Genomic DNA, 17,142 nt, shown 5'->3' with positions numbered 1-17,142 from the left:
TCAGGCCTTTTTGAGGCGCGGATCGAGCAGCAAATAGCTCAGATCGACGGCAAAGTTGGAGATGAGCATGGCGGCCGTCATGATCAGCAGTTGCCCCTGGATCACTGGATAGTCGCGGGCAAGGATCGCCTGGTACAGCATGTTGCCAACGCCAGGATAGTTGAAGACGACTTCGATCACCAATGAGCCGCCGAGAACGCTGCCGAGCGAAATGGCCAGGCTCGACACCGTAGGCAGCAGCGCATTGCGTGCCGCGTACCAGATCATGACCCGTTGATCTGAAAGGCCCTTGGCGCGGCCCATTACGATGTAGTCCTCGCCCAGCAGGTTGATCATGTTGTTGCGCATGGTCACCGCAAAGCCGCCGGTCAGCGCAACCACCAGCGTGATCATCGGCAAGAAGCCGTGATACAGCACGGACGAAATATACTGCCAGCTAAACGCCGGATCGAGCATGGGGTCGGCCGCATAGCCGCTGGGGAACCAGCCCAGCGTATAGCCGAACACGAACAACATGATGAGCGAAAGCACGACGGCCGGCACGGAGCTCGAAAAGATGGCGAGCAGCGAAACCACGGTGTCAAATATCGTGCCCCGGCGCCAGGCCGCCATGATGCCGAGCAGGGTGCCAAGCGTAAAACCGAGCAGGGTGGCCGAGCCAACCAGGCCCACGGTCCAGATCAGGGCGCGCCCCAGGAGTTCGGTCACGGGCAGGGGGAAGTACTTGATCGAGACCCCCAGATCACCGGTGAAGACGCTTTTGAGATAGGTCAGGTACTGCTCGCCAACCGGCGCATCGATAAACCCGAAGGTCAGCTTGAGCGCGTTAAGGTTCTCCATGGACAGGTTCGATCCGGCGCTGGCGAACATGATCTGGATCGGGTCCCCCGGCATCAGGCGGGGCAGGAAGAAGTTGACCGTCGCGGCGGCAAGAAAGGCTGCGAGATAAAAGCCAACGCGCCGGAGCAGAAATGCCATCGATGTTCGTCCGTGTTGGAAAAAGAACCCGCTGCCAGGGGCGAGGGCGAGGATGCGTCAGGTGACGCACCCTCGGCCAGCTTATTGTTGCACTGGGCGCAAGGCCAGCAGCTGGATCAGTCGTCCCGGATTGGCATTGGATACCACCGGGGAGACGATCGGGTTTTCGGCACTCGCCCAGCCGGTGAACCGCCTGGTGCTGTACTGATAGAAAGCGGGGCTGTTGTAGACGGGGATCACGGGCATGGCTTCGGCAACGATCATCTGGAGCTTGTTCATGATCTCTTGTTGCTGCGCCGGATCCTTGATCTGGGTGTATTGGCCAAGCAGATCCATCACCTCCGCGTTCTCCCAATGGGGGGCCGTGAAGCGTGACTTGCCGAAATCCTCGGGGTTGAAGGAGCGTATATAGGGGAAGTAGGGATGGGCGGCCGAAGCCAGGGCGTTGAGCGTCATCGAGTACTTGCCCGCGATCAGGTCGGCACTCCACACCGATTCCTCGGGCGTGCTCATCTTGACGTTGAGGCCAGCACCCTGAAGGGACTCCATGGCAATCTGGACAGCGTCGATCCAGTCGGTCCAGCCATTGGGGATTTCGATATCGATGGCGATCGGCGTGCCATCGGGGTTGTCGCGCATCCCGTCGCCGTTCTTGTCGACGTACCCGCTTTGATCGAGCAGGGCCGTTGCCGCTTCGGGGTCGAACTTGCCGAACTGGCCAAACTGCACCTGGACTTCAGGATTGGCGAAGGCCTTGTAGAGCTCGCCAAGCATGGAAGGATCTTCGTTGATCAGCGGATAGCCATAGCCGGCGATGTCGACAATGGTCTGCCGGTCGATCAGCATGCTGAGCGCACGCCGGAAATTGACATCGGTGAACGCCTTCCTGTTGTTCTCGTCGGGCGTAATCATGCTGAGCTGGAAGGACACGAGGCTCGAAGGATTGAACCAGTACTTGTTGTGCTCGGGGTCCTTGGCCACAAAAGTGTTGTCGATGTCCGGGATGAAGCTCGTTGCCCAATCCAGCGTCCCGTCAGCCAGTGCGGCCAGCACCTGTGGGTTGTCGGCCAGCTGGGGCAGGCGGATGCAATCAACCTTGAGGCTTTCCGCATCCCAATAATTGGGGTTGCGGCACTGCTCGTAGACCTGGGGCGTAAAGCGGCTGATCTCGGTGAGCGGTCCCGAACCGACAGGGGTTTCATTGGTGAAGGTCACCGGATCGGTGATCTCGGCCCAAACATGCTCGGGAACGATCGGCATGCCGACAATGGTATTGGCGATCAGGGAATTGGGCTGCAGCAGGTTAAAGCGCACCGTGCGCTCGTCAATCTTCTCGACGGAGTCGAGGAGGGCTGACACCGAGTTGAAATCGAGCGCCTGAAACTGCTTGAGATAGCCATAGGTGAACACCACGTCGTCGGCAGTAAGCGGCTCGCCATCCGACCATTTGAGGCCATCGCGCAGCACAAAGGTGATGGACTTCAGATCATCGGCCAGCTCGAAGCTTTCCGCGAGACGAAACTCGGTCTGGTTCTTGAGGCGATTGAAGATCGCGAGCGGCTCGTAGATGAAGTCCTTGGTGGTGGCACGCGCCGAAGTCTGGTTGAACGGATTGAAGTTGCGCACCCAGGTGGTGGTTTGTTCCGAACTGACCGTCACCACCACTTGCGCACTTGCGGGTGCTGCCATGGCCAGAATTGCGGCTGACGTCGCCGCGAGCAGTGTTTTGTTCAGCACGTCTCAACTCCCTTGTTTGCTCCAGGCAGCGCCTCAGGCGATGCCATTTTCCCTGAAAATCTGTTCAACTTCGGCGTGGAGCGCCAAAGCGTCCACCCGCAATGTGCCCCGCATCGCTTCTCCTCGCGCGATTCGCCGCAGCGAAGCCTCGCTCAGCGGGCGCGCTGCCTTGGCGGCCGCCTCGCTCGCTTTGAGGTCGCCCTGACTATGCAGCGCGATATCACAACCCGCCGCCAGGGCTGCCGTCACGCGCTCCGCCCAGCTGCCCGTCAGCGCTTCCATGGTCAGGCAATCGGTGATCAGCACCCCGTCATAATCGAGCTCGTCCCGAATCAGCTCATAGACGGCCGGAGACACTGAGGCGGGATGGTCGGGATCGATCTGCGTGAACACGAGATGGGCAACCATGGCCCAGGGCGTGTTGCGAAGCGCCATGAAGGGGCGGAAATCGCTTTGGCGCAGATCTTCAATCGATGCATCCACCACCGGACACTGGAAGTGCGGATCGACCGTCACCCGTCCATAGCCTGGAATATGCTTCATGATCGGCAGTTCGCCGACCTCCAGCATGGCATCGATAACCTCGCGGGCCATGGCGATGACAAGTTCGGGGTCATCGCCAAAGGCGCGCTGGCCAATGACGTCATGGGTGCCGGGGCGGGCGAGATCGACCACTGGCGTGGTGCCGCTATCGATGGTGAGCTCAGCCATGATCGTTCCCATGGCTAGCGTCGACAGGCGCAGGGCCCGTTTGGCCAGCTCCAAGTCCTGGCCTGCCAGGGCGCCAAAGCTGCCCATGCTGCGGAAATTGGGCCAGTTGCCATTGTTGAGCCGTTGTACGCGGCCCCCTTCCTGATCAATGAAAACCGGCGCATCCGCCCTTCTCACCGCATCCCGAAACTGGGCGCACAGCCGGCGCACCTGCTCAGGATTATCGAGATTGCGCCGGAACAGGAACAACCCATAGGGATCGGCTTCCCGGAAGAAGGCGATTTCGTCAGCGGAAAGCTCAAGGCCGGGCATGCCGACAAACAGGGCAAGTGGTGGGGTGGATGACATGCTCAGTTCTGCAACTCCGCGATTGGCGTGAGACGCAGCAGGCCCTGGTAGATGTCTTCTCCCTCATTGAAGATGGGTATCGCTCCTGCGGCCTTGCTGTAGAATTCGACCGGGCCCACACCGCCGATGATCGCATAGGCATAGCCCTGCGCCTTCATGGCCTGCAGCGTTGCAGAGAGGAGCGCCAGCCCAATGCCCTTGCCGCGCTGCTGTTCGGCGACCCCGGTCGGGCCAAAAAAGCCGCGAGCGGTGGCGTCATAACAGGCAAAGCCCACCAGTTCCCCGTCAGACACGGCAATCAGGCATCCCGGCGGCTGGTGAGCCATGGCGGCGCTGACCTCGCTGACCCAATATTCGCTGAAGTGCCGGCGCACCCAGTCCTTGATGATGTGCTGCTCGGGCGGCAGCGCCACGCGAATGGTGGCCTCGACATCCTCGACCCGCTTCGCCAGCTCTGCCATCGGTCGAGCATAAAGATTTACGAGACAATCCATGGAAATGCAGCGAACCAAAGCGTTGAATCGTAACTACCAATACGCGGGCCCAAGGCAAAGGACCACCCACCTTCAGCTGTGCCGGGCACGGTGCTGGGGAAATAGCGGTTCATTACCCACTTGCATCTGGCAGCAGGGAAACGAAGTTGCTCCACAACGGGAGTTGCAGCCTCGTTCAGGCTATGGCATAAGCCGCCCCGTCGACCGGGTGCGCCTTGCGTGCCGAATGACCTCGCGGAGAGGTGGCAGAGTGGTTGAATGCACCGCACTCGAAATGCGGCATGGGGGCAACTCCATCGGGGGTTCGAATCCCTCCCTCTCCGCCATTACCTTTTATTATCTCGTTAAATTTCATAGATATTTTGCTAGTCGCTTGGCGTGGGTGGATTCAAGTGTGCACTTGTGCGAGGGCTTGCTGGAACGCCCCCCCTTCGTGCGTGTACTGTACTGTGCTAGGGCAGGATCGGGGCCGTTTGCGGACCGTCTGCTTTTTGGGCCTAAGGCAGGGCTAGCTGCCCTCCAGTCTCTCATTCCGCGGCCGTCGCGATGTTTGCGGTTGTCGCTCGAGAGCAATGATCAATAGTAGCTTCGCGTTCACTCCACGCGACCTTCTGATCCGGGCTATTTGCCCCGGGATTTCGGTCCGAGTACTCTGATTAACCGGTCGTACTGACATCCTGCCAGGCATTGACTTCAGCGTGTTCATAGCTATTTTCAACCAAACAGTTGGTTAGTGGGTAAATAGATGTCACTTAAGATTGTTGGGCTGAAACCCGAGCTGCGCGAGGCGATTGCTGGTGGACTGGTCATCCCGGCGCATCCGTTAGCACTTGATGCTGATCGTCGGTTAGACCAACGTCGGCAGCGGGCCTTGACTAGGTATTATATCGACTCCGGAGTGGGCGGGTTAGCTGTAGGAGTTCACACGACGCAGTTCGCCATCCGATCGGTGGGGCTCTATGAGCCCGTCCTGCGCTTAGCGGTTGAAACAGTTACCAGTGAATACCCCGACCATAATCTGGCGATGATTGCCGGACTTGCCGGCCGCACGGATCAGGCCGTCGAAGAGGCAGATGTTGCGGTTGGTCTGGGTTACCATGCCGGTCTCCTCAGTCTCGGCGCCATGCGTGAGGCAAGCGAAGACGAGATCATCGAGCACTGCCGCGCGGTTGCCGAGCGCATTCCGCTTTTCGGATTTTATCTGCAGCCCGCTGTGGGTGGGCGCCATCTGCCACGCAGCTTCTGGAATCGGTTCTGCGAAATCGAAAACGTCATTGCCATCAAGATGGCGCCGTTCAATCGGTATCGCACGCTCGATGTGATCCAGGGTCTGGTGGATGCGGGTGCTGAAGATCGGATTACGCTCTACACCGGCAATGACGACCACATCGTCCTAGACCTTCTGCTCCCTTTCGTTGCTTATCGGGACAACCAGCCGGTGACAGTCAGGATCAAAGGCGGCTTGCTCGGTCACTGGAGCGTTTGGACCCATTCGGCCGTGGATATCTTCAACCGCTGCAAGCGGGCGGCAGCTCAGGGCGCCAATCCGGAAGAGCTTCTGGCGCTCGATTCCCAGGTCACGGCGATGAACGCTGCCGTTTTCGATGTCGAGAACAATTTTCACGGCTGCATTGCAGGATGCCATGAGGTCTTGCGTCGGCAAGGCCTGCTTGAAAATATCCTTTGCCTCGATCCCGAGGAGGGGCTGGGGCGCGGTCAGCGCGAGGCCCTCGATCAGGTCATTGCTGCCTATCCGCACCTGACGGACGATACCTTCGTAAGAAAAAACCTCGCCCGTTTCCTCGGGCATTGAACTACCAACGGGAGGGACGATGATGACCCCGCGTCAGCCAAATTTCTTTGCCAGCGAAGCCGAACTGGACGAGTTCATGTCCTCCCCGGATGCGCAACTCATTGCCGATCTCGAAAAGCTCGATGGCGACATCATGATCGTCGGAGTTGGCGGCAAGATGGGGCCCACGGTCGCGCGTATGGCCAAGCGAGCGGCGCCGGATCGCCGGGTGTTTGGAGTGGCACGGTTTTCCGAGCCGAAGCTCAAAGCCTATCTCGAAAGCCACGGCATCGAGACGATTTCCGCGGACTTGCTGGACCGCGAGCAGGTAGCGGCGCTGCCGCGCGCCAAGAACATCATCTTCATGGCGGGACGCAAGTTCGGCTCGAGCGGTTCGGAAGAACTGACCTGGGCGATGAACAGTCATGTTCCGGCGCTGGTCGCCGAACATTTTGCCGGCAGCCGCATCGTGGTTTACTCCACCATCTGCGTATATCCTTTCGCCCTGGTGGCGCATGGTGGGTCGGGCGAAGAAGATCCGGTTTCCCCGCCCGGCGAATACGCCATGTCCTGCGTGGCGCGGGAACGAATTTTCCAGCATTTCAGCAAGACGCTCGACACCCCCGCCTTGTTGTTCCGACTCTCCTACGCCATTGATATGCGCTACGGCGTCTTGCATGACCTGGCGTCCAAGGTCCTCGCGGGCGAGGACATCGATGTCTCGATGGGCCATGTCAACGTGATCTGGCAGGGGGACGCCTGTTCGCAATCGATACGCGCGCTGCTGCATACATCAGTGCCGGCTCGGCCGCTGAACGTATCGGGGCCGGAAACCGTCTCGATCGCTTGGCTCGCACGGGAATTTGCCCGGCGCTTCGAATGCGAAGTCAAGTTGGTCGGCGAGGAAGCACCGACAGCGTGGCTCGCCAATACGTCGCGTGCATCCTCACTTTTCGGCTATCCTACCGTGGCGCTGGCTACGCTGATCGATTGGCAGGCCGATTGGCTGAAGCGTGGCTTGGGAAGCCTCAACAAGGCAACCCATTTTGAGGTTCGCACCGGGACATATTAAGGTCATGTCAGCGCCCGATCGACGCCTCACGTCTGCTGATGTCGACGCCTGTATGCGACTCGTCGCCGAGGCGGGCTGGAACCAGACGGCGAACGACTGGAACACGATCCTCACCGTCGGCGAGGGTCGAGGGCTGTTCCGTGACGGCCAACTTATCGCCACGGCGGCCATAATCCCCCATGGGACCGTGGGCTGGGTCTGCATGGTGCTGGTCACGGCCAGCGAGCAACGTCGCGGCTATGCGACGAAATTGCTGGAATGGGCCGGAGCACGGCTGACTGGGTGTGGACTGACGCCTGGGCTCGATGCCACGCCTGCCGGTCGCCAGGTTTACCTGCGGCTGGGCTATCGTGACATCTACTCGATAACGCGCCTCCAATGCGACGCGCTCGTCGCGCAAAACCTCAACGGGTGTGCCGTTCGCTCGGCCACTCCGGAAGATCTTGAGGCGATCGCGGCGCTCGATCGCAACGCCTTCGTCCTTGATCGCACGCCGCTTCTTGCCAGCCTCCTCCGCCGCCAGCCTGGACTGGCAAAGGCCAAGTTCGTCGGCAGCGAATGCGTCGGGTTTGTTTTAGGTCGCCAGGGGCGAAGAGCCACGCAGATCGGCCCCCTCGTTGCAGTGGATGACACCGTCGCAGCCGACCTGCTGGGAGCGGTCCTGCCGAAGATCGATGGACCGGCCTATATCGACGTGCCGGATCGCCATGTTGAAATCCATTCAGTGCTGCGGCAGCGCGGGTTCACCTCGCAGCGCCAATTTACCCGCATGCTCCATGGCCGGAGCGAACCATTCGATGACGCTGCCAGGGTGTTCGCGCTGACCGGGCCGGAGTTCGCCTGAAGCGACCCGATCACATATTGAGCAGCTTGTAGATGCGGCGCGTATAGGCGCCAAAAGCGTCCCCAGTTTTCATTTCAAGCGTACGCGGGTAGGGCAAATCGATGGGGAAGTATTCGGCCATGCGCGCCGGCCCTGCTGTCAACACCGCACAACGGGAGCCGAGCAGCACGGCCTCCTGAATGCTGTGCGTCACGAAGATGATGGTTTTTTGCGACTCCTGCCAGATGCGCAGGAGTTCAAGATTCATCTTTTCACGCGTCAGCGCGTCGAGCGCACCGAAGGGCTCGTCCATCAATACCAGCTTGGGATCGTGCACCAAGGACCGCGCGATCGAGGCGCGCTGCTGCATGCCTCCCGAAAGCTCGTAGGGGTAACGGTCGGCAAAGCCCTTGAGCCCGACCATATTGAGGAGGTCGAGCGCACGTTCGCGGCTCGCCTTAAGAGGTAGGCCCAGGATCTCAGCGGGCAAAAGGACGTTGTCCAAAATCTTGCGCCACTTCAACAACAGCGCTTGCTGGAACACCATACCGACATCGCGCCCAGCGACGAAGGGGATTGTGTCGCCACCGATCTCAACGACGCCTTCATCGGCGTAATGAAGATCGGCCAGGATCTTGAGGACGGTGGTTTTGCCGCAGCCGGAAGGCCCAACCAGCGAGACAAAGTCGCCAATATTGACCTCAAGGTTCACATCGGAAACGGCCAGCACTTCGCGGTCCCGGGTCTTATAAACCTTGCGCACGTTCTGCAAGCGGATCAGGCGTTCGCTCATGGTGTGTTGGTCCTCGTGGCGAGTGGCGCGAAACGCTGCCATGGAAGTTGGCGCTCATAGGCGTGGGCAGCCTGCAGGACGATAAGATCGTTGCAGGGCGGGCCGACGATCTGCAGGCCTACGGGCAAGCCGGCTTCGGTCAAGCCGCACGGCACGCTGGCGGCCGGCTGGCGCGTCAGGTTGAATGGGTAGGTGAAGCCGTACCAAGAGCGCCCGTCATAGCCGTGCGGGCTGTTGCGGCCGACCGCGAAAGGCGGCACGGCAAGAGTCGGGGTCAGCAGGAGATCAAAGAGCTGGTGAAACTCACCCATGCGCCGCGCCAGCATGGCGCGCTCCACCTGGGCCGCCAAGTGTTCCTCAAGCGTCGCACCGCGGCTTTCCTCGATATCTTCGACCAGGCTTGAGTCCATCAAGTTGTACTGGGACGGCGTAACGTTGCGGAAGGCGAAGGCCGTCAGTCCACGCTTGAAGCGATGAAAGGCTGGCCAGGGATCTTCGAATACGTGTTCGACTTCCTCGACCGTCGCGCCGAGGCCGCGAAATACTTCCACGGCACGCGTGACGATGGCGCGCACTTCGGGGTGCAGGTCGACATAGCCAAGGGTCGGGCTCCAGGCGATGCGCCATGTGCTCGGATCGGCTTTGTCCAGGAGGTCGGCGTACGGCAGAGGCGGGGTGGGATCGGCTTCCCAGTCGCGCACGTCGGGCTGGGCGATCACCGACAGCATCAGTGCCGCATCGCGCACCGTTCGCGACATAGGCCCGAAGGCGGCCAGCGAGGCATAAGGAGTTGGCGGATACATCGCCACGCGGCCGGCCGAGGGTCGGTGTCCGAACACGCCTGAAAAGCTCGCCGGGATGCGGATTGAGCCACCAGCATCGGTCGCGAGAGCCAATGGGCCGATGCCGGTTGCTACGGCAGCACCAGCACCGCCGCTGCTGCCGCCAGGCGTCAGGCCGGTGTTCCAGGGGTTGCGGGTAATGCCGGTCAGCGGCGAGTCCGTCACACCCTTAGCAGCAAATTCCGGTGTCGTGGTCTTGCCGAACAGCACCGCCCCATGTTCGCGCAAGCGCGCAACAGCGGGTCCGTCTTCATTCCATTGCTGGTTGGGATCGACGGTGCGGGAGCCACGCAGGGTTGGCCATCCCGCCGTCAGGATGATATCCTTGATCGAAACGGGCACGCCGTCGAGCAGCCCTTTGGGCTGCCCCTGTCGCCACCGGTTAGCCGAAGCCTCGGCCTGCTGGCGCGCACCATCCTTGTCCACAACGCAGAAGGCGTTAAGCACGGGTTCCAACCGGTCGAGTTGATCGAGGACGGCATCCAGGGCGTCCACGGGCGAAATCGTTCCGTCCCTATATCCTTCCAGCAGGTCATTCGCCGAAGCGAAGGCCAGCTTGCCGATACCATGGCTCATGGCGAGTTCCCGTCAAGACGGGCGTCCTTGACCACGAAAATCCGTTCAAGCAGCAGCACCAGCGCATAGAGCAAGACACCGAGCAAGGTGAGAAGGATCACAGCCATGAACATGCCGGCTGCGTCGAGCTGCCCTTGCACCTGGATCATCAGATAGCCAAGGCCCTGGCTGGAAGCGACGAACTCTCCAACGATCGCACCGGCTACCGCAAGCACGGCGCCCACCTTCATGGCCGAGAAGATGTAGGGCAACGCGCCTGGCAGCTGGATCTTGAGGAAAATCTGTGTCCTCGATCCTTTCAGGCTCCGCACCAGGTCAAGTAAATCGGGCTCGACTTCGCGGAGTCCGCGGGCGGTGGTGATCAGGATCGGGAAGAAGGAGAGGATAAAGGCAAAGATAATGTTGGTCGTGATGCCATAGCCAAGCCAGATGACCAGAAGCGGCCCAAGCGCCACCTTTGGCACAAGGCTAAAGGTCACGAAAAGTGGGAAAAGGGCCATCTGGAGGAAGCGGAACCACGAGAACAGCAGCGCCACCACGACGCCAAACGCCACGGCCAGCGCGTAGCCGACAAAGATCTCGACGGCGGTGACCCAGCTATTGCTGAGCCACTGGTAGCGCGGCTCGACCAGGGTCATCAACGTCGCCATCGGCGACGGCAGAATGAAAGCGGGCACGGCACCAGAGCTGGCAGCAATCTGCCAGATCAGCAGCACCGCCAGATGCATGCCGACGACAATGGCGTAACGGGGTAGCTTGTCAGATAATTCCCGCCGGTGGCTACGCTGAATTGGGCCGGCGATGCGCGGATCTGCCTCCTGAATCGCTGACATCCGCACCCCCCTCCAGAGAACAAAACCAACCAACTAGTTGATGGATGCTATGCGGGCGATCTGATGCTGTCAATCGGGCCGGAGTGCCTGCAAGACAAAGTCAACGACATGCGCACGACGCTCAGCAATGTGCGTCTTGTCGTTGAATTTGCGGTCAAAGATCGAGGACAGCGTATGGATGTTGTTGAAATAGAAGAAGCCCAGGCCGGCGATCGAGATATAAAGCTGCACCGGGTCTGCATCAGCCCGAAATTGGCCTGCGGCAGCGCCTCGATCAAGTGTTTCCTTGATCATGCCAACAAGCAGCGTATGCAGCTGCGGCAGGTTTTCCGACGCTTTGAAGTGGCGCCCTTGATGAAAGTTAACGTCGGTCAGCAGCGAAACGAAATCGCGGTTGGCCGCGAGATAGTCAAAGGAAAATACGACAAGCCGCGTCATTGCTTCCTTGGCATCGCCCGCGTCAAGATGCAGCTTGGCTTCCTCGGCGCGGATGCGGGCGTACGCCTGCTCCACCACCGCCTGGTACAAGGCTTCCTTGCTGGAGAAGTGGTGGTAAACGAGCTGCTTATTGACCCCCGCTTTCTTAGCAATCTGGTCGACGCGAGCACCCTCCAAGCCCTTTGTGGCGAATTCCTTGCTGGCAGCGCGCAGCAGCAGTTCGCGACTTGAGAGATCCGATTTTTTGGCAACCCGACGCTTCGGCTTGGCCGGAGACGGCGGCTCGCCGGTTTCGGGCGCATCAGTGAGCTTCGACATAGAGGCAACCAAACAGTTGATCAGGTTATTGACGCAGGACCGGCCCAGGTCTAGCGTTTGTTTAATGCAGATCGTACCCACGGTCGACACCCGTGTACGCCCGCAGGACCATTGGAGATGGTTGTGCCTGGTCGTTGACCTAGGCCTTAAAGGGAAGAGGGACGTCATGAGGAAATCTATCGGATTATTGGCCGGAGTTGCGGCAATTGTGCTGACTTCCACCACAGTGCAGTCGCAGGAGGCGGTCGGTATTGTGTTGAATTGGACGCCTGGCGCCGACCACGCGCCGATCTATTATGCCAAGCAGCAGGGCTGGTACGAGGAAGCGGGTATCAACCTCACGATCGATGCAGGCAGCGGCTCGGCGATGTCGGCGCAGTCAGTTGGTGTAGGCAAGCATGCGATCGGCATTGCCGAACTGGGCACGGCCTTCGTGGCCCGCAGCATGGGTGCCGATGTGGTCGCCGTAATGAGCCTTTACGCCCAGGCGCCTTTTGCTTTTTACTGGAAGAAGTCTTCGGGCATCGAGACCGTGGCCGATTTCGCCGGTCACACTATCGGCAATCCGCCGGCCGACGCGGCGCGGGTGATGTGGCCCGCCTTTGCAGAAGCGGCAGGGTTGGCCGTAGACTCGGTGAGTTTTGTCAACGTGACACCACAGGCCAAGGTGGCAACCTTGGCCGCCGACCAGGTCGACATCATCTCCGATTTTTATAACGGACACGATCTTAAAGTTGAAACCTTTGGCGATGACCTAGGCTTCGTTCGCTGGAGCGAACTGGGCCTCAATCCTTATGGAAATTCCTTTATCGTCAACGCTGATTTTCTTGAAAACAATCGGGACACCGTCGCGGCGTTCGTTAGGGTTACGCAGCGTGCCTATTCGGAGTGCGTGGCGAACATCGATCCCTGCATCGATGCCCTGACGGAAAGCGCCAGTGGCCTTGAACGTGGCGAAATGAACAAGCATTGGAGCCGGGTCAAGGAATTGATGGCCGACGAGTTCACCACCACCCAAGCGCTCGGCCACCTAGACGCCGATCGCGTTGCCCAGACCTATGAACTTGTCGAAGCCTATTTCGACATCCAGACTCCCTTCGATCCGGCCGATGCCTTTACATCCGAGTTCCTGGACACCAATCTGAAGATGGTGGCTCCGTAAAGGACTAGCCGCGGGACCGCCGTTCCCGCGGCATCTGCCTGGGCGACGTGGCCGCAAAGGGCGAGCCCCATTCATGTTTCTTTCGATCTTCGACATCTTCAAGATCGGCATCGGCCCCTCGAGCTCGCATACGATGGGTCCGATGACGGCTGCCGGCCGGTTCCTTGATGAACTGGCAAGGCTGGATCGGCCCAGGCCCGCTCGCTCCAAACCGGTGGCCCTCACTGCGTCACTGCACGGCTCGCTGGCCTTTACTGGCGTCGGGCACGGCACCGTCCGTTCGATCATTCTGGGTTTGAGCGGATGCCTGCCCGCTTCTGTCGATCCAGATCAGGTTGATGCGATCGTCGCGCGTGTCGAAGCCGAAGGGCAGGTCCATCCGCCGGATCATCCGCCCTATCGTTTCCGTCCGACCGTCGATCTTGTTCTCGACAAGCGCAATCCACTGCCCGGCCATCCTAATGGCATGCAATTTATCGCACGGGACGAGGCAGGGCAGGTGATCTATCGCCAGTCCTATTTTTCGATCGGCGGCGGCTTTGTGGTCGGTGCGGACGAATTGGCGTCTGGCCCACTGCTAGAAGCAGTTCGGGGCGATATACCCTATGCCTTCGAGACGGCCAGCCAAATGCTGGCCATGGCAGAAGCATCCGGGCTGACAATCGCCCAGATGAAGCGCGCCAATGAAGAAACGGTGCGCAGTCGTAACGAACTCGATCTCGGCATGGACGCCATCTGGTCTGCGATGTCGAGTTGCATCGAGCGGGGCCTAAGGCAGGACGGGATCTTGCCAGGTGGCCTCAAGGTCAATCGCCGCGCCAAAAAAATCCACGAGCAGCTCGAAGCATCGTCGCGTCAGAACCAGCCCGGCCTGATGCTGGCCAATGACTGGTTGAGCCTTTTCGCCATGGCGGTGAATGAGGAAAATGCCGCCGGCGGTCGGGTTGTGACAGCCCCGACCAATGGAGCCGCCGGCGTAGTGCCGGCGGTGCTGCAATATTTCGTCAAGTTCACCCCAGGCGGAGGGCGCAGGCAGGTGCATGATTTCCTGCTGACTGCGGCGGCGATTGGGGGCATCATCAAGCACAATGCTTCTATTTCTGGTGCGGAGGTAGGATGCCAGGGCGAGGTAGGATCAGCCTCGGCGATGGCAGCAGCCGGCATCTGCGCGATTATGGGCGGCAGCGTCCGACAAGTGGAAAATGCCGCGGAAATCGCGCTCGAGCATCATCTGGGGATGACCTGCGACCCGGTGGCCGGCCTCGTGCAGATCCCATGCATCGAGCGCAATGCGTTTGGAGCGGTTAAGGCCGTCACGGCTGCATCGCTGGCCCTCAAAGGAGATGGACTTCACGTCGTCTCGCTCGATGCTTGTATCGAAACCATGCGGCAAACTGGTCACGACATGAGCGAGCGCTACAAAGAAACCAGCCTTGCCGGCCTTGCAGCTAACGTCACCGTCTGCTGACCGGTAGTCTGTTCAGAACCCCATCAACCAAGCCCTTGCGGCATCATGGCGAGACCCAAGTGAACATCCACCCCTTTATCCAGCGCCACGCCGCCGATTTCGTGGCGCTGCGCCGGGACCTTCACGCCCACCCTGAAATTGGTTTTGGAGAACACCGGACCGCCGGCATCGTCGCAGAAAAGCTGCGCGATTGGGGCATTGAGTGCAGCACGGGTGTTGGTGGTACTGGGGTCGTAGGTGTCCTGCGCGGACGGGGGGAAGGGCCGACCATTGGACTTAGGGCGGACATGGACGCGCTGCCGATGCAGTCACGCCTCAACGTACCCTGGGCCTCGAAGGTGAATGGGGTGTTCCACGGCTGCGGGCACGATGGCCATACGACGTCGCTGCTGATGGCTGCGCATTGCCTCGCCAGCAATGTCGACTTTGCTGGAACCGTTGTCTTCATTTTCCAGCCCGCTGAAGAGGCCTTGGGCGGAGCGCGCGCCATGTTGGCCGACGGGCTCTTTAATCGCTTTCCCTGTGATGAAATCTACGGATGGCACAACTGGCCGGACCTTAAGCTGGGCAGCCTTGCCGTGATGCCTGGTCCGGTAATGGCTGGCGCAGATTTTTTTGATATCACGCTCATGGGGCGCGGTGCCCATGCTGCTCAACCCCATTTGGGACTCGACGTTGTTCCAGCAGTCAGCGAGCTTGTTTTGGCGCTGCAAACCGCGGTTAGTCGTAGCGTCGATCCGATCGAGGCAGCGGTTCTTTCTGTTACCCGGATTCAAGCCGGATCCGCTTACAACGTGCTTCCGGAAACCGCCGCCCTAGCCGGAACCTTGCGGTACTTCAACCCGGAGGTCGCCGAGATCCTTCGGCAGGTCTTGCACCGAACATCAAATGGCGTTGCCGCGGCTCATGGCCTTAAGGCAAAGGTTGAAAGCCGTCCCTTCTTTGGCGTCACATTCAACGATGCTCACATGACGGAGCGGGCCAAGGCATGCGCCGCTTCGGTTGTCAGCGCCGACCGGATCATCCAAACCATGCGGCCAAGCCTGGGTAGCGAGGACTTTTCCGACATGCTGCATGTTGTTCCGGGCGCCTATCTGTTCATCGGCCACAACGGCGGGGTTGCGCTGCATCATCCCGAATATGCCTTCGATGACGACGTGCTCCCGATCGCGGCCAGTGTCTTGGTCGAGCTGGTCCGTTCAGATCGAAACCCGACTCCAGGCAAGGAAAAATAAGCTGAGGTTCCTTGATTCTAATTTCAGTGAGAGCTCCCAGCTACGCACATCAAGCAGCGCGGTTGGTAACGAGGACCAGTGTTGTCTGCTGCGGAGAACCAAGTCTGCATCGGCCCGCTATGCTTGACCTCTTGAATAAGCGTTCTAGCGCATCCGCTTCGCTCACATACACAGCGCCTAGACCTTAGCAGTGTACGTTTGCTTCTAGGACATCTCTGGAACGCGCTGGATGAAGGCAATGGGGCGCACTGAGGCCCTGCTATTTAAGACGCCATTTTGGTCGCTTGCGATCAAGTTGAGCAATCCTTCACCAGAACTGGACTGTGTGTTTGTACCGGATAAGTTCACCTGCCGGACGCCACCGAACTCTGGCCGAAGCTGGCCGCAAGTACTAGCACGATGATCTCTGATGTGAGTGGAGGGTTGGGCGCGTCAAACTAGATTGACCACGCGCTCCTCTTTGATGCTCTGCTCCGCCGCGAGCACAACGCGCAGGCTGTTGACGGCCGCATCCATCTGCGCGGTCAGGTCTAGATCCTCGACAATGGACTGAAGAAAGAAGGCCTGTTCGCGGTCGCACAAATCTTGATGGCTCGGCTCGTCCGCCATCGTGAATATCTCATCCTTATGCAGGAAGCTTTTGTCCAGGGGGGAGACCTCGGCATGGTGGTACCGGATTGCGTCGGTCTTGGTATGCTGGTCGATGTCGGACGAATCCGAAACGCCTTCCTTGTGCGTCTTGGGGTTCGGCACAATGGACACCGCGCCGCGGGGGCCAACCACGTCCTTCACGAAATAGGCGACTTCGCTCATCATTGGACCCCATCCCGCTTCGTACCAGCCTACGGATCCGTCATCGAAGATTACGTGGAGGTGGCCGTAATTTGGCTTATCGGCTTCCTCCCACAGCTTGGCACCGATGCCGTGCACCCGCACGGGCTTGGCACCGGTCAGCTGGCACATCACGTCGACATAGTGCACGCCGCAATCGACGATGGGGATCAGGGAATCGATCAGGTTCTTGTGCCAATCGTAAGTGGGGCCGCCGCTCTGCTGGTTGAGGTTGAGCCGCATTACCAGCGGCTTTCCCAGCGTCTGGCCCAGTTCGATGAACTTCATCCAGCTCGGATGCACCCGCAGAATATAGCCTAAGACCAGCTTCCTGTTCTTCTCACGCGCCAGCTTAACGACGGCTTCGGCATCGGCGATGTTGGTTGCCAGCGGCTTCTCCATGAACACATGTGCGCCAGCATTGATGGCCTTGATGGCATATTCGGCATGGCTGTTGGGCCACGAATTGATCGAGACTGCATCGGGCCTGGTTGTCGCAAGGGCCTCGTCATAATCCTCGAACAGAGGATAGCCTGCCAGCTCGTCAGGAATGGTCTTGTTCTTGATGGACCGGCTCATCAGTCCAACAATTTCGAAGCTTGGATTGCGATGGTACGCACTTGCGTGCGAGGCGCCCATATTGCCCAGACCGACCACGAGAACTTTTACTGTTTCTGGCATTGCGCCTCCC

At 59.8% G+C, this 17,142-nt stretch carries 15 protein-coding genes and 1 tRNA gene; 7 read left to right on the top strand and 9 right to left on the bottom strand.

Annotation, left to right across the window (positions count from 1 at the left end; translation table 11 throughout):
• The 4 genes from HRU92_RS18900 to HRU92_RS18885 all read right to left on the bottom strand — a co-directional run bounded on the left by HRU92_RS18900 (position 1) and on the right by HRU92_RS18885 (position 4,235).
• Complete coding sequence (locus HRU92_RS18900) at positions 1 to 978, bottom strand: ABC transporter permease (RefSeq protein ID WP_172125913.1); 978 nt, start codon at positions 976 to 978, stop codon at positions 1 to 3.
• A gap of 81 nt (positions 979 to 1,059) precedes the next feature.
• Positions 1,060 to 2,712 carry an ABC transporter substrate-binding protein gene (locus tag HRU92_RS18895; protein ID WP_173088909.1) on the bottom strand — a complete coding sequence of 551 codons (1,653 nt, stop codon included), beginning with the start codon at positions 2,710 to 2,712 and terminating at the stop codon, positions 1,060 to 1,062.
• A gap of 36 nt (positions 2,713 to 2,748) precedes the next feature.
• Positions 2,749 to 3,774, bottom strand: a complete 1,026-nt coding sequence (gene nagZ, locus HRU92_RS18890) for a beta-N-acetylhexosaminidase (protein WP_173088897.1) — start codon at positions 3,772 to 3,774, stop codon at positions 2,749 to 2,751.
• 2 nt (positions 3,775 to 3,776) lie between these two features.
• Entirely contained in the window at positions 3,777 to 4,235 is a 459-nt protein-coding gene (locus HRU92_RS18885) for a GNAT family N-acetyltransferase (RefSeq protein ID WP_248307259.1), read from the bottom strand.
• 269 nt (positions 4,236 to 4,504) lie between these two features.
• Between HRU92_RS18885 and HRU92_RS18880 the strand changes: the two genes are divergently transcribed.
• The 4 genes from HRU92_RS18880 (at position 4,505) to HRU92_RS18865 (ending at position 7,976) form a co-directional block, all read left to right on the top strand.
• A tRNA-Ser gene (locus HRU92_RS18880) sits at positions 4,505 to 4,594 on the top strand.
• A gap of 419 nt (positions 4,595 to 5,013) precedes the next feature.
• Complete coding sequence (locus tag HRU92_RS18875; RefSeq protein ID WP_173088895.1) at positions 5,014 to 6,081, top strand: dihydrodipicolinate synthase family protein; 1,068 nt, start codon at positions 5,014 to 5,016, stop codon at positions 6,079 to 6,081.
• A 19-nt stretch (positions 6,082 to 6,100) separates the two neighbouring features.
• The gene (locus HRU92_RS18870; protein WP_210258703.1) at positions 6,101 to 7,132 is read left to right on the top strand and encodes an NAD-dependent epimerase/dehydratase family protein; all 1,032 of its coding nucleotides are present in this window, start codon (positions 6,101 to 6,103) and stop codon (positions 7,130 to 7,132) included.
• Positions 7,133 to 7,136: 4 nt separating this feature from the next.
• On the top strand, positions 7,137 to 7,976 hold the full coding sequence (locus tag HRU92_RS18865) for a GNAT family N-acetyltransferase (RefSeq protein ID WP_173088893.1): 840 nt from the start codon (positions 7,137 to 7,139) through the stop codon (positions 7,974 to 7,976).
• A gap of 10 nt (positions 7,977 to 7,986) precedes the next feature.
• On the opposite strand, the gene HRU92_RS18860 is transcribed toward HRU92_RS18865, so the two are convergent.
• The 4 genes from HRU92_RS18860 to HRU92_RS18845 all read right to left on the bottom strand — a co-directional run bounded on the left by HRU92_RS18860 (position 7,987) and on the right by HRU92_RS18845 (position 11,836).
• Positions 7,987 to 8,748, bottom strand: a complete 762-nt coding sequence (locus tag HRU92_RS18860) for an ABC transporter ATP-binding protein (protein ID WP_173088891.1) — start codon at positions 8,746 to 8,748, stop codon at positions 7,987 to 7,989.
• Entirely contained in the window at positions 8,745 to 10,166 is a 1,422-nt protein-coding gene (locus HRU92_RS18855) for an amidase (protein ID WP_172125231.1), read from the bottom strand. The genes HRU92_RS18860 and HRU92_RS18855 overlap by 4 nt, the downstream gene beginning before the upstream one ends.
• Positions 10,163 to 10,894, bottom strand: coding sequence for an ABC transporter permease (locus tag HRU92_RS18850; RefSeq protein WP_248305322.1), 732 nt, complete (start codon positions 10,892 to 10,894; stop codon positions 10,163 to 10,165). The genes HRU92_RS18855 and HRU92_RS18850 overlap by 4 nt, the downstream gene beginning before the upstream one ends.
• 174 nt (positions 10,895 to 11,068) lie before the next feature.
• Positions 11,069 to 11,836 carry a TetR/AcrR family transcriptional regulator gene (locus HRU92_RS18845; RefSeq protein ID WP_349236880.1) on the bottom strand — a complete coding sequence of 256 codons (768 nt, stop codon included), beginning with the start codon at positions 11,834 to 11,836 and terminating at the stop codon, positions 11,069 to 11,071.
• A gap of 85 nt (positions 11,837 to 11,921) precedes the next feature.
• Between HRU92_RS18845 and HRU92_RS18840 the strand changes: the two genes are divergently transcribed.
• From HRU92_RS18840 to HRU92_RS18830, 3 genes are all read left to right on the top strand, one after another.
• Positions 11,922 to 12,917 carry an ABC transporter substrate-binding protein gene (locus HRU92_RS18840; protein ID WP_172125225.1) on the top strand — a complete coding sequence of 332 codons (996 nt, stop codon included), beginning with the start codon at positions 11,922 to 11,924 and terminating at the stop codon, positions 12,915 to 12,917.
• A gap of 73 nt (positions 12,918 to 12,990) precedes the next feature.
• Positions 12,991 to 14,385, top strand: coding sequence for an L-serine ammonia-lyase (locus HRU92_RS18835; protein WP_173088890.1), 1,395 nt, complete (start codon positions 12,991 to 12,993; stop codon positions 14,383 to 14,385).
• A 59-nt stretch (positions 14,386 to 14,444) separates the two neighbouring features.
• Positions 14,445 to 15,620, top strand: coding sequence for an amidohydrolase (locus HRU92_RS18830; protein WP_173088889.1), 1,176 nt, complete (start codon positions 14,445 to 14,447; stop codon positions 15,618 to 15,620).
• Positions 15,621 to 16,052: 432 nt separating this feature from the next.
• Here HRU92_RS18830 and HRU92_RS18825 read toward each other — a convergent pair whose 3' ends face one another.
• Entirely contained in the window at positions 16,053 to 17,132 is a 1,080-nt protein-coding gene (locus tag HRU92_RS18825) for a Gfo/Idh/MocA family oxidoreductase (RefSeq protein WP_173088888.1), read from the bottom strand.
• Between the last annotated feature and the right edge of the window lie 10 nt (positions 17,133 to 17,142).

It is taken from the genome of Devosia sp. 1635, from assembly GCF_013185955.1.
Lineage (GTDB): Bacteria > Pseudomonadota > Alphaproteobacteria > Rhizobiales > Devosiaceae > Devosia.
The sequence above is the reverse complement of the archived record's forward strand: the minus strand, read 5'-3'. Positions and strand labels throughout refer to the sequence as shown.

Coding starts and splice junctions, on each gene's coding strand:
- HRU92_RS18900 (WP_172125913.1), bottom strand. CDS start 978: ATGGCATTTCTGCTCCGGCGCGTTGGCTTTTATCTCGCAGCCTTTCTT.
- HRU92_RS18870 (WP_210258703.1), top strand. CDS start 6,101: ATGATGACCCCGCGTCAGCCAAATTTCTTTGCCAGCGAAGCCGAACTG.
- HRU92_RS18860 (WP_173088891.1), bottom strand. CDS start 8,748: ATGAGCGAACGCCTGATCCGCTTGCAGAACGTGCGCAAGGTTTATAAG.
- nagZ (WP_173088897.1), bottom strand. CDS start 3,774: ATGTCATCCACCCCACCACTTGCCCTGTTTGTCGGCATGCCCGGCCTT.
- HRU92_RS18875 (WP_173088895.1), top strand. CDS start 5,014: ATGTCACTTAAGATTGTTGGGCTGAAACCCGAGCTGCGCGAGGCGATT.
- HRU92_RS18825 (WP_173088888.1), bottom strand. CDS start 17,132: ATGCCAGAAACAGTAAAAGTTCTCGTGGTCGGTCTGGGCAATATGGGC.
- HRU92_RS18855 (WP_172125231.1), bottom strand. CDS start 10,166: ATGAGCCATGGTATCGGCAAGCTGGCCTTCGCTTCGGCGAATGACCTG.
- HRU92_RS18850 (WP_248305322.1), bottom strand. CDS start 10,894: ATGCATCTGGCGGTGCTGCTGATCTGGCAGATTGCTGCCAGCTCTGGT.
- HRU92_RS18835 (WP_173088890.1), top strand. CDS start 12,991: ATGTTTCTTTCGATCTTCGACATCTTCAAGATCGGCATCGGCCCCTCG.
- HRU92_RS18840 (WP_172125225.1), top strand. CDS start 11,922: ATGAGGAAATCTATCGGATTATTGGCCGGAGTTGCGGCAATTGTGCTG.
- HRU92_RS18865 (WP_173088893.1), top strand. CDS start 7,137: ATGTCAGCGCCCGATCGACGCCTCACGTCTGCTGATGTCGACGCCTGT.
- HRU92_RS18885 (WP_248307259.1), bottom strand. CDS start 4,235: ATGGCAGAGCTGGCGAAGCGGGTCGAGGATGTCGAGGCCACCATTCGC.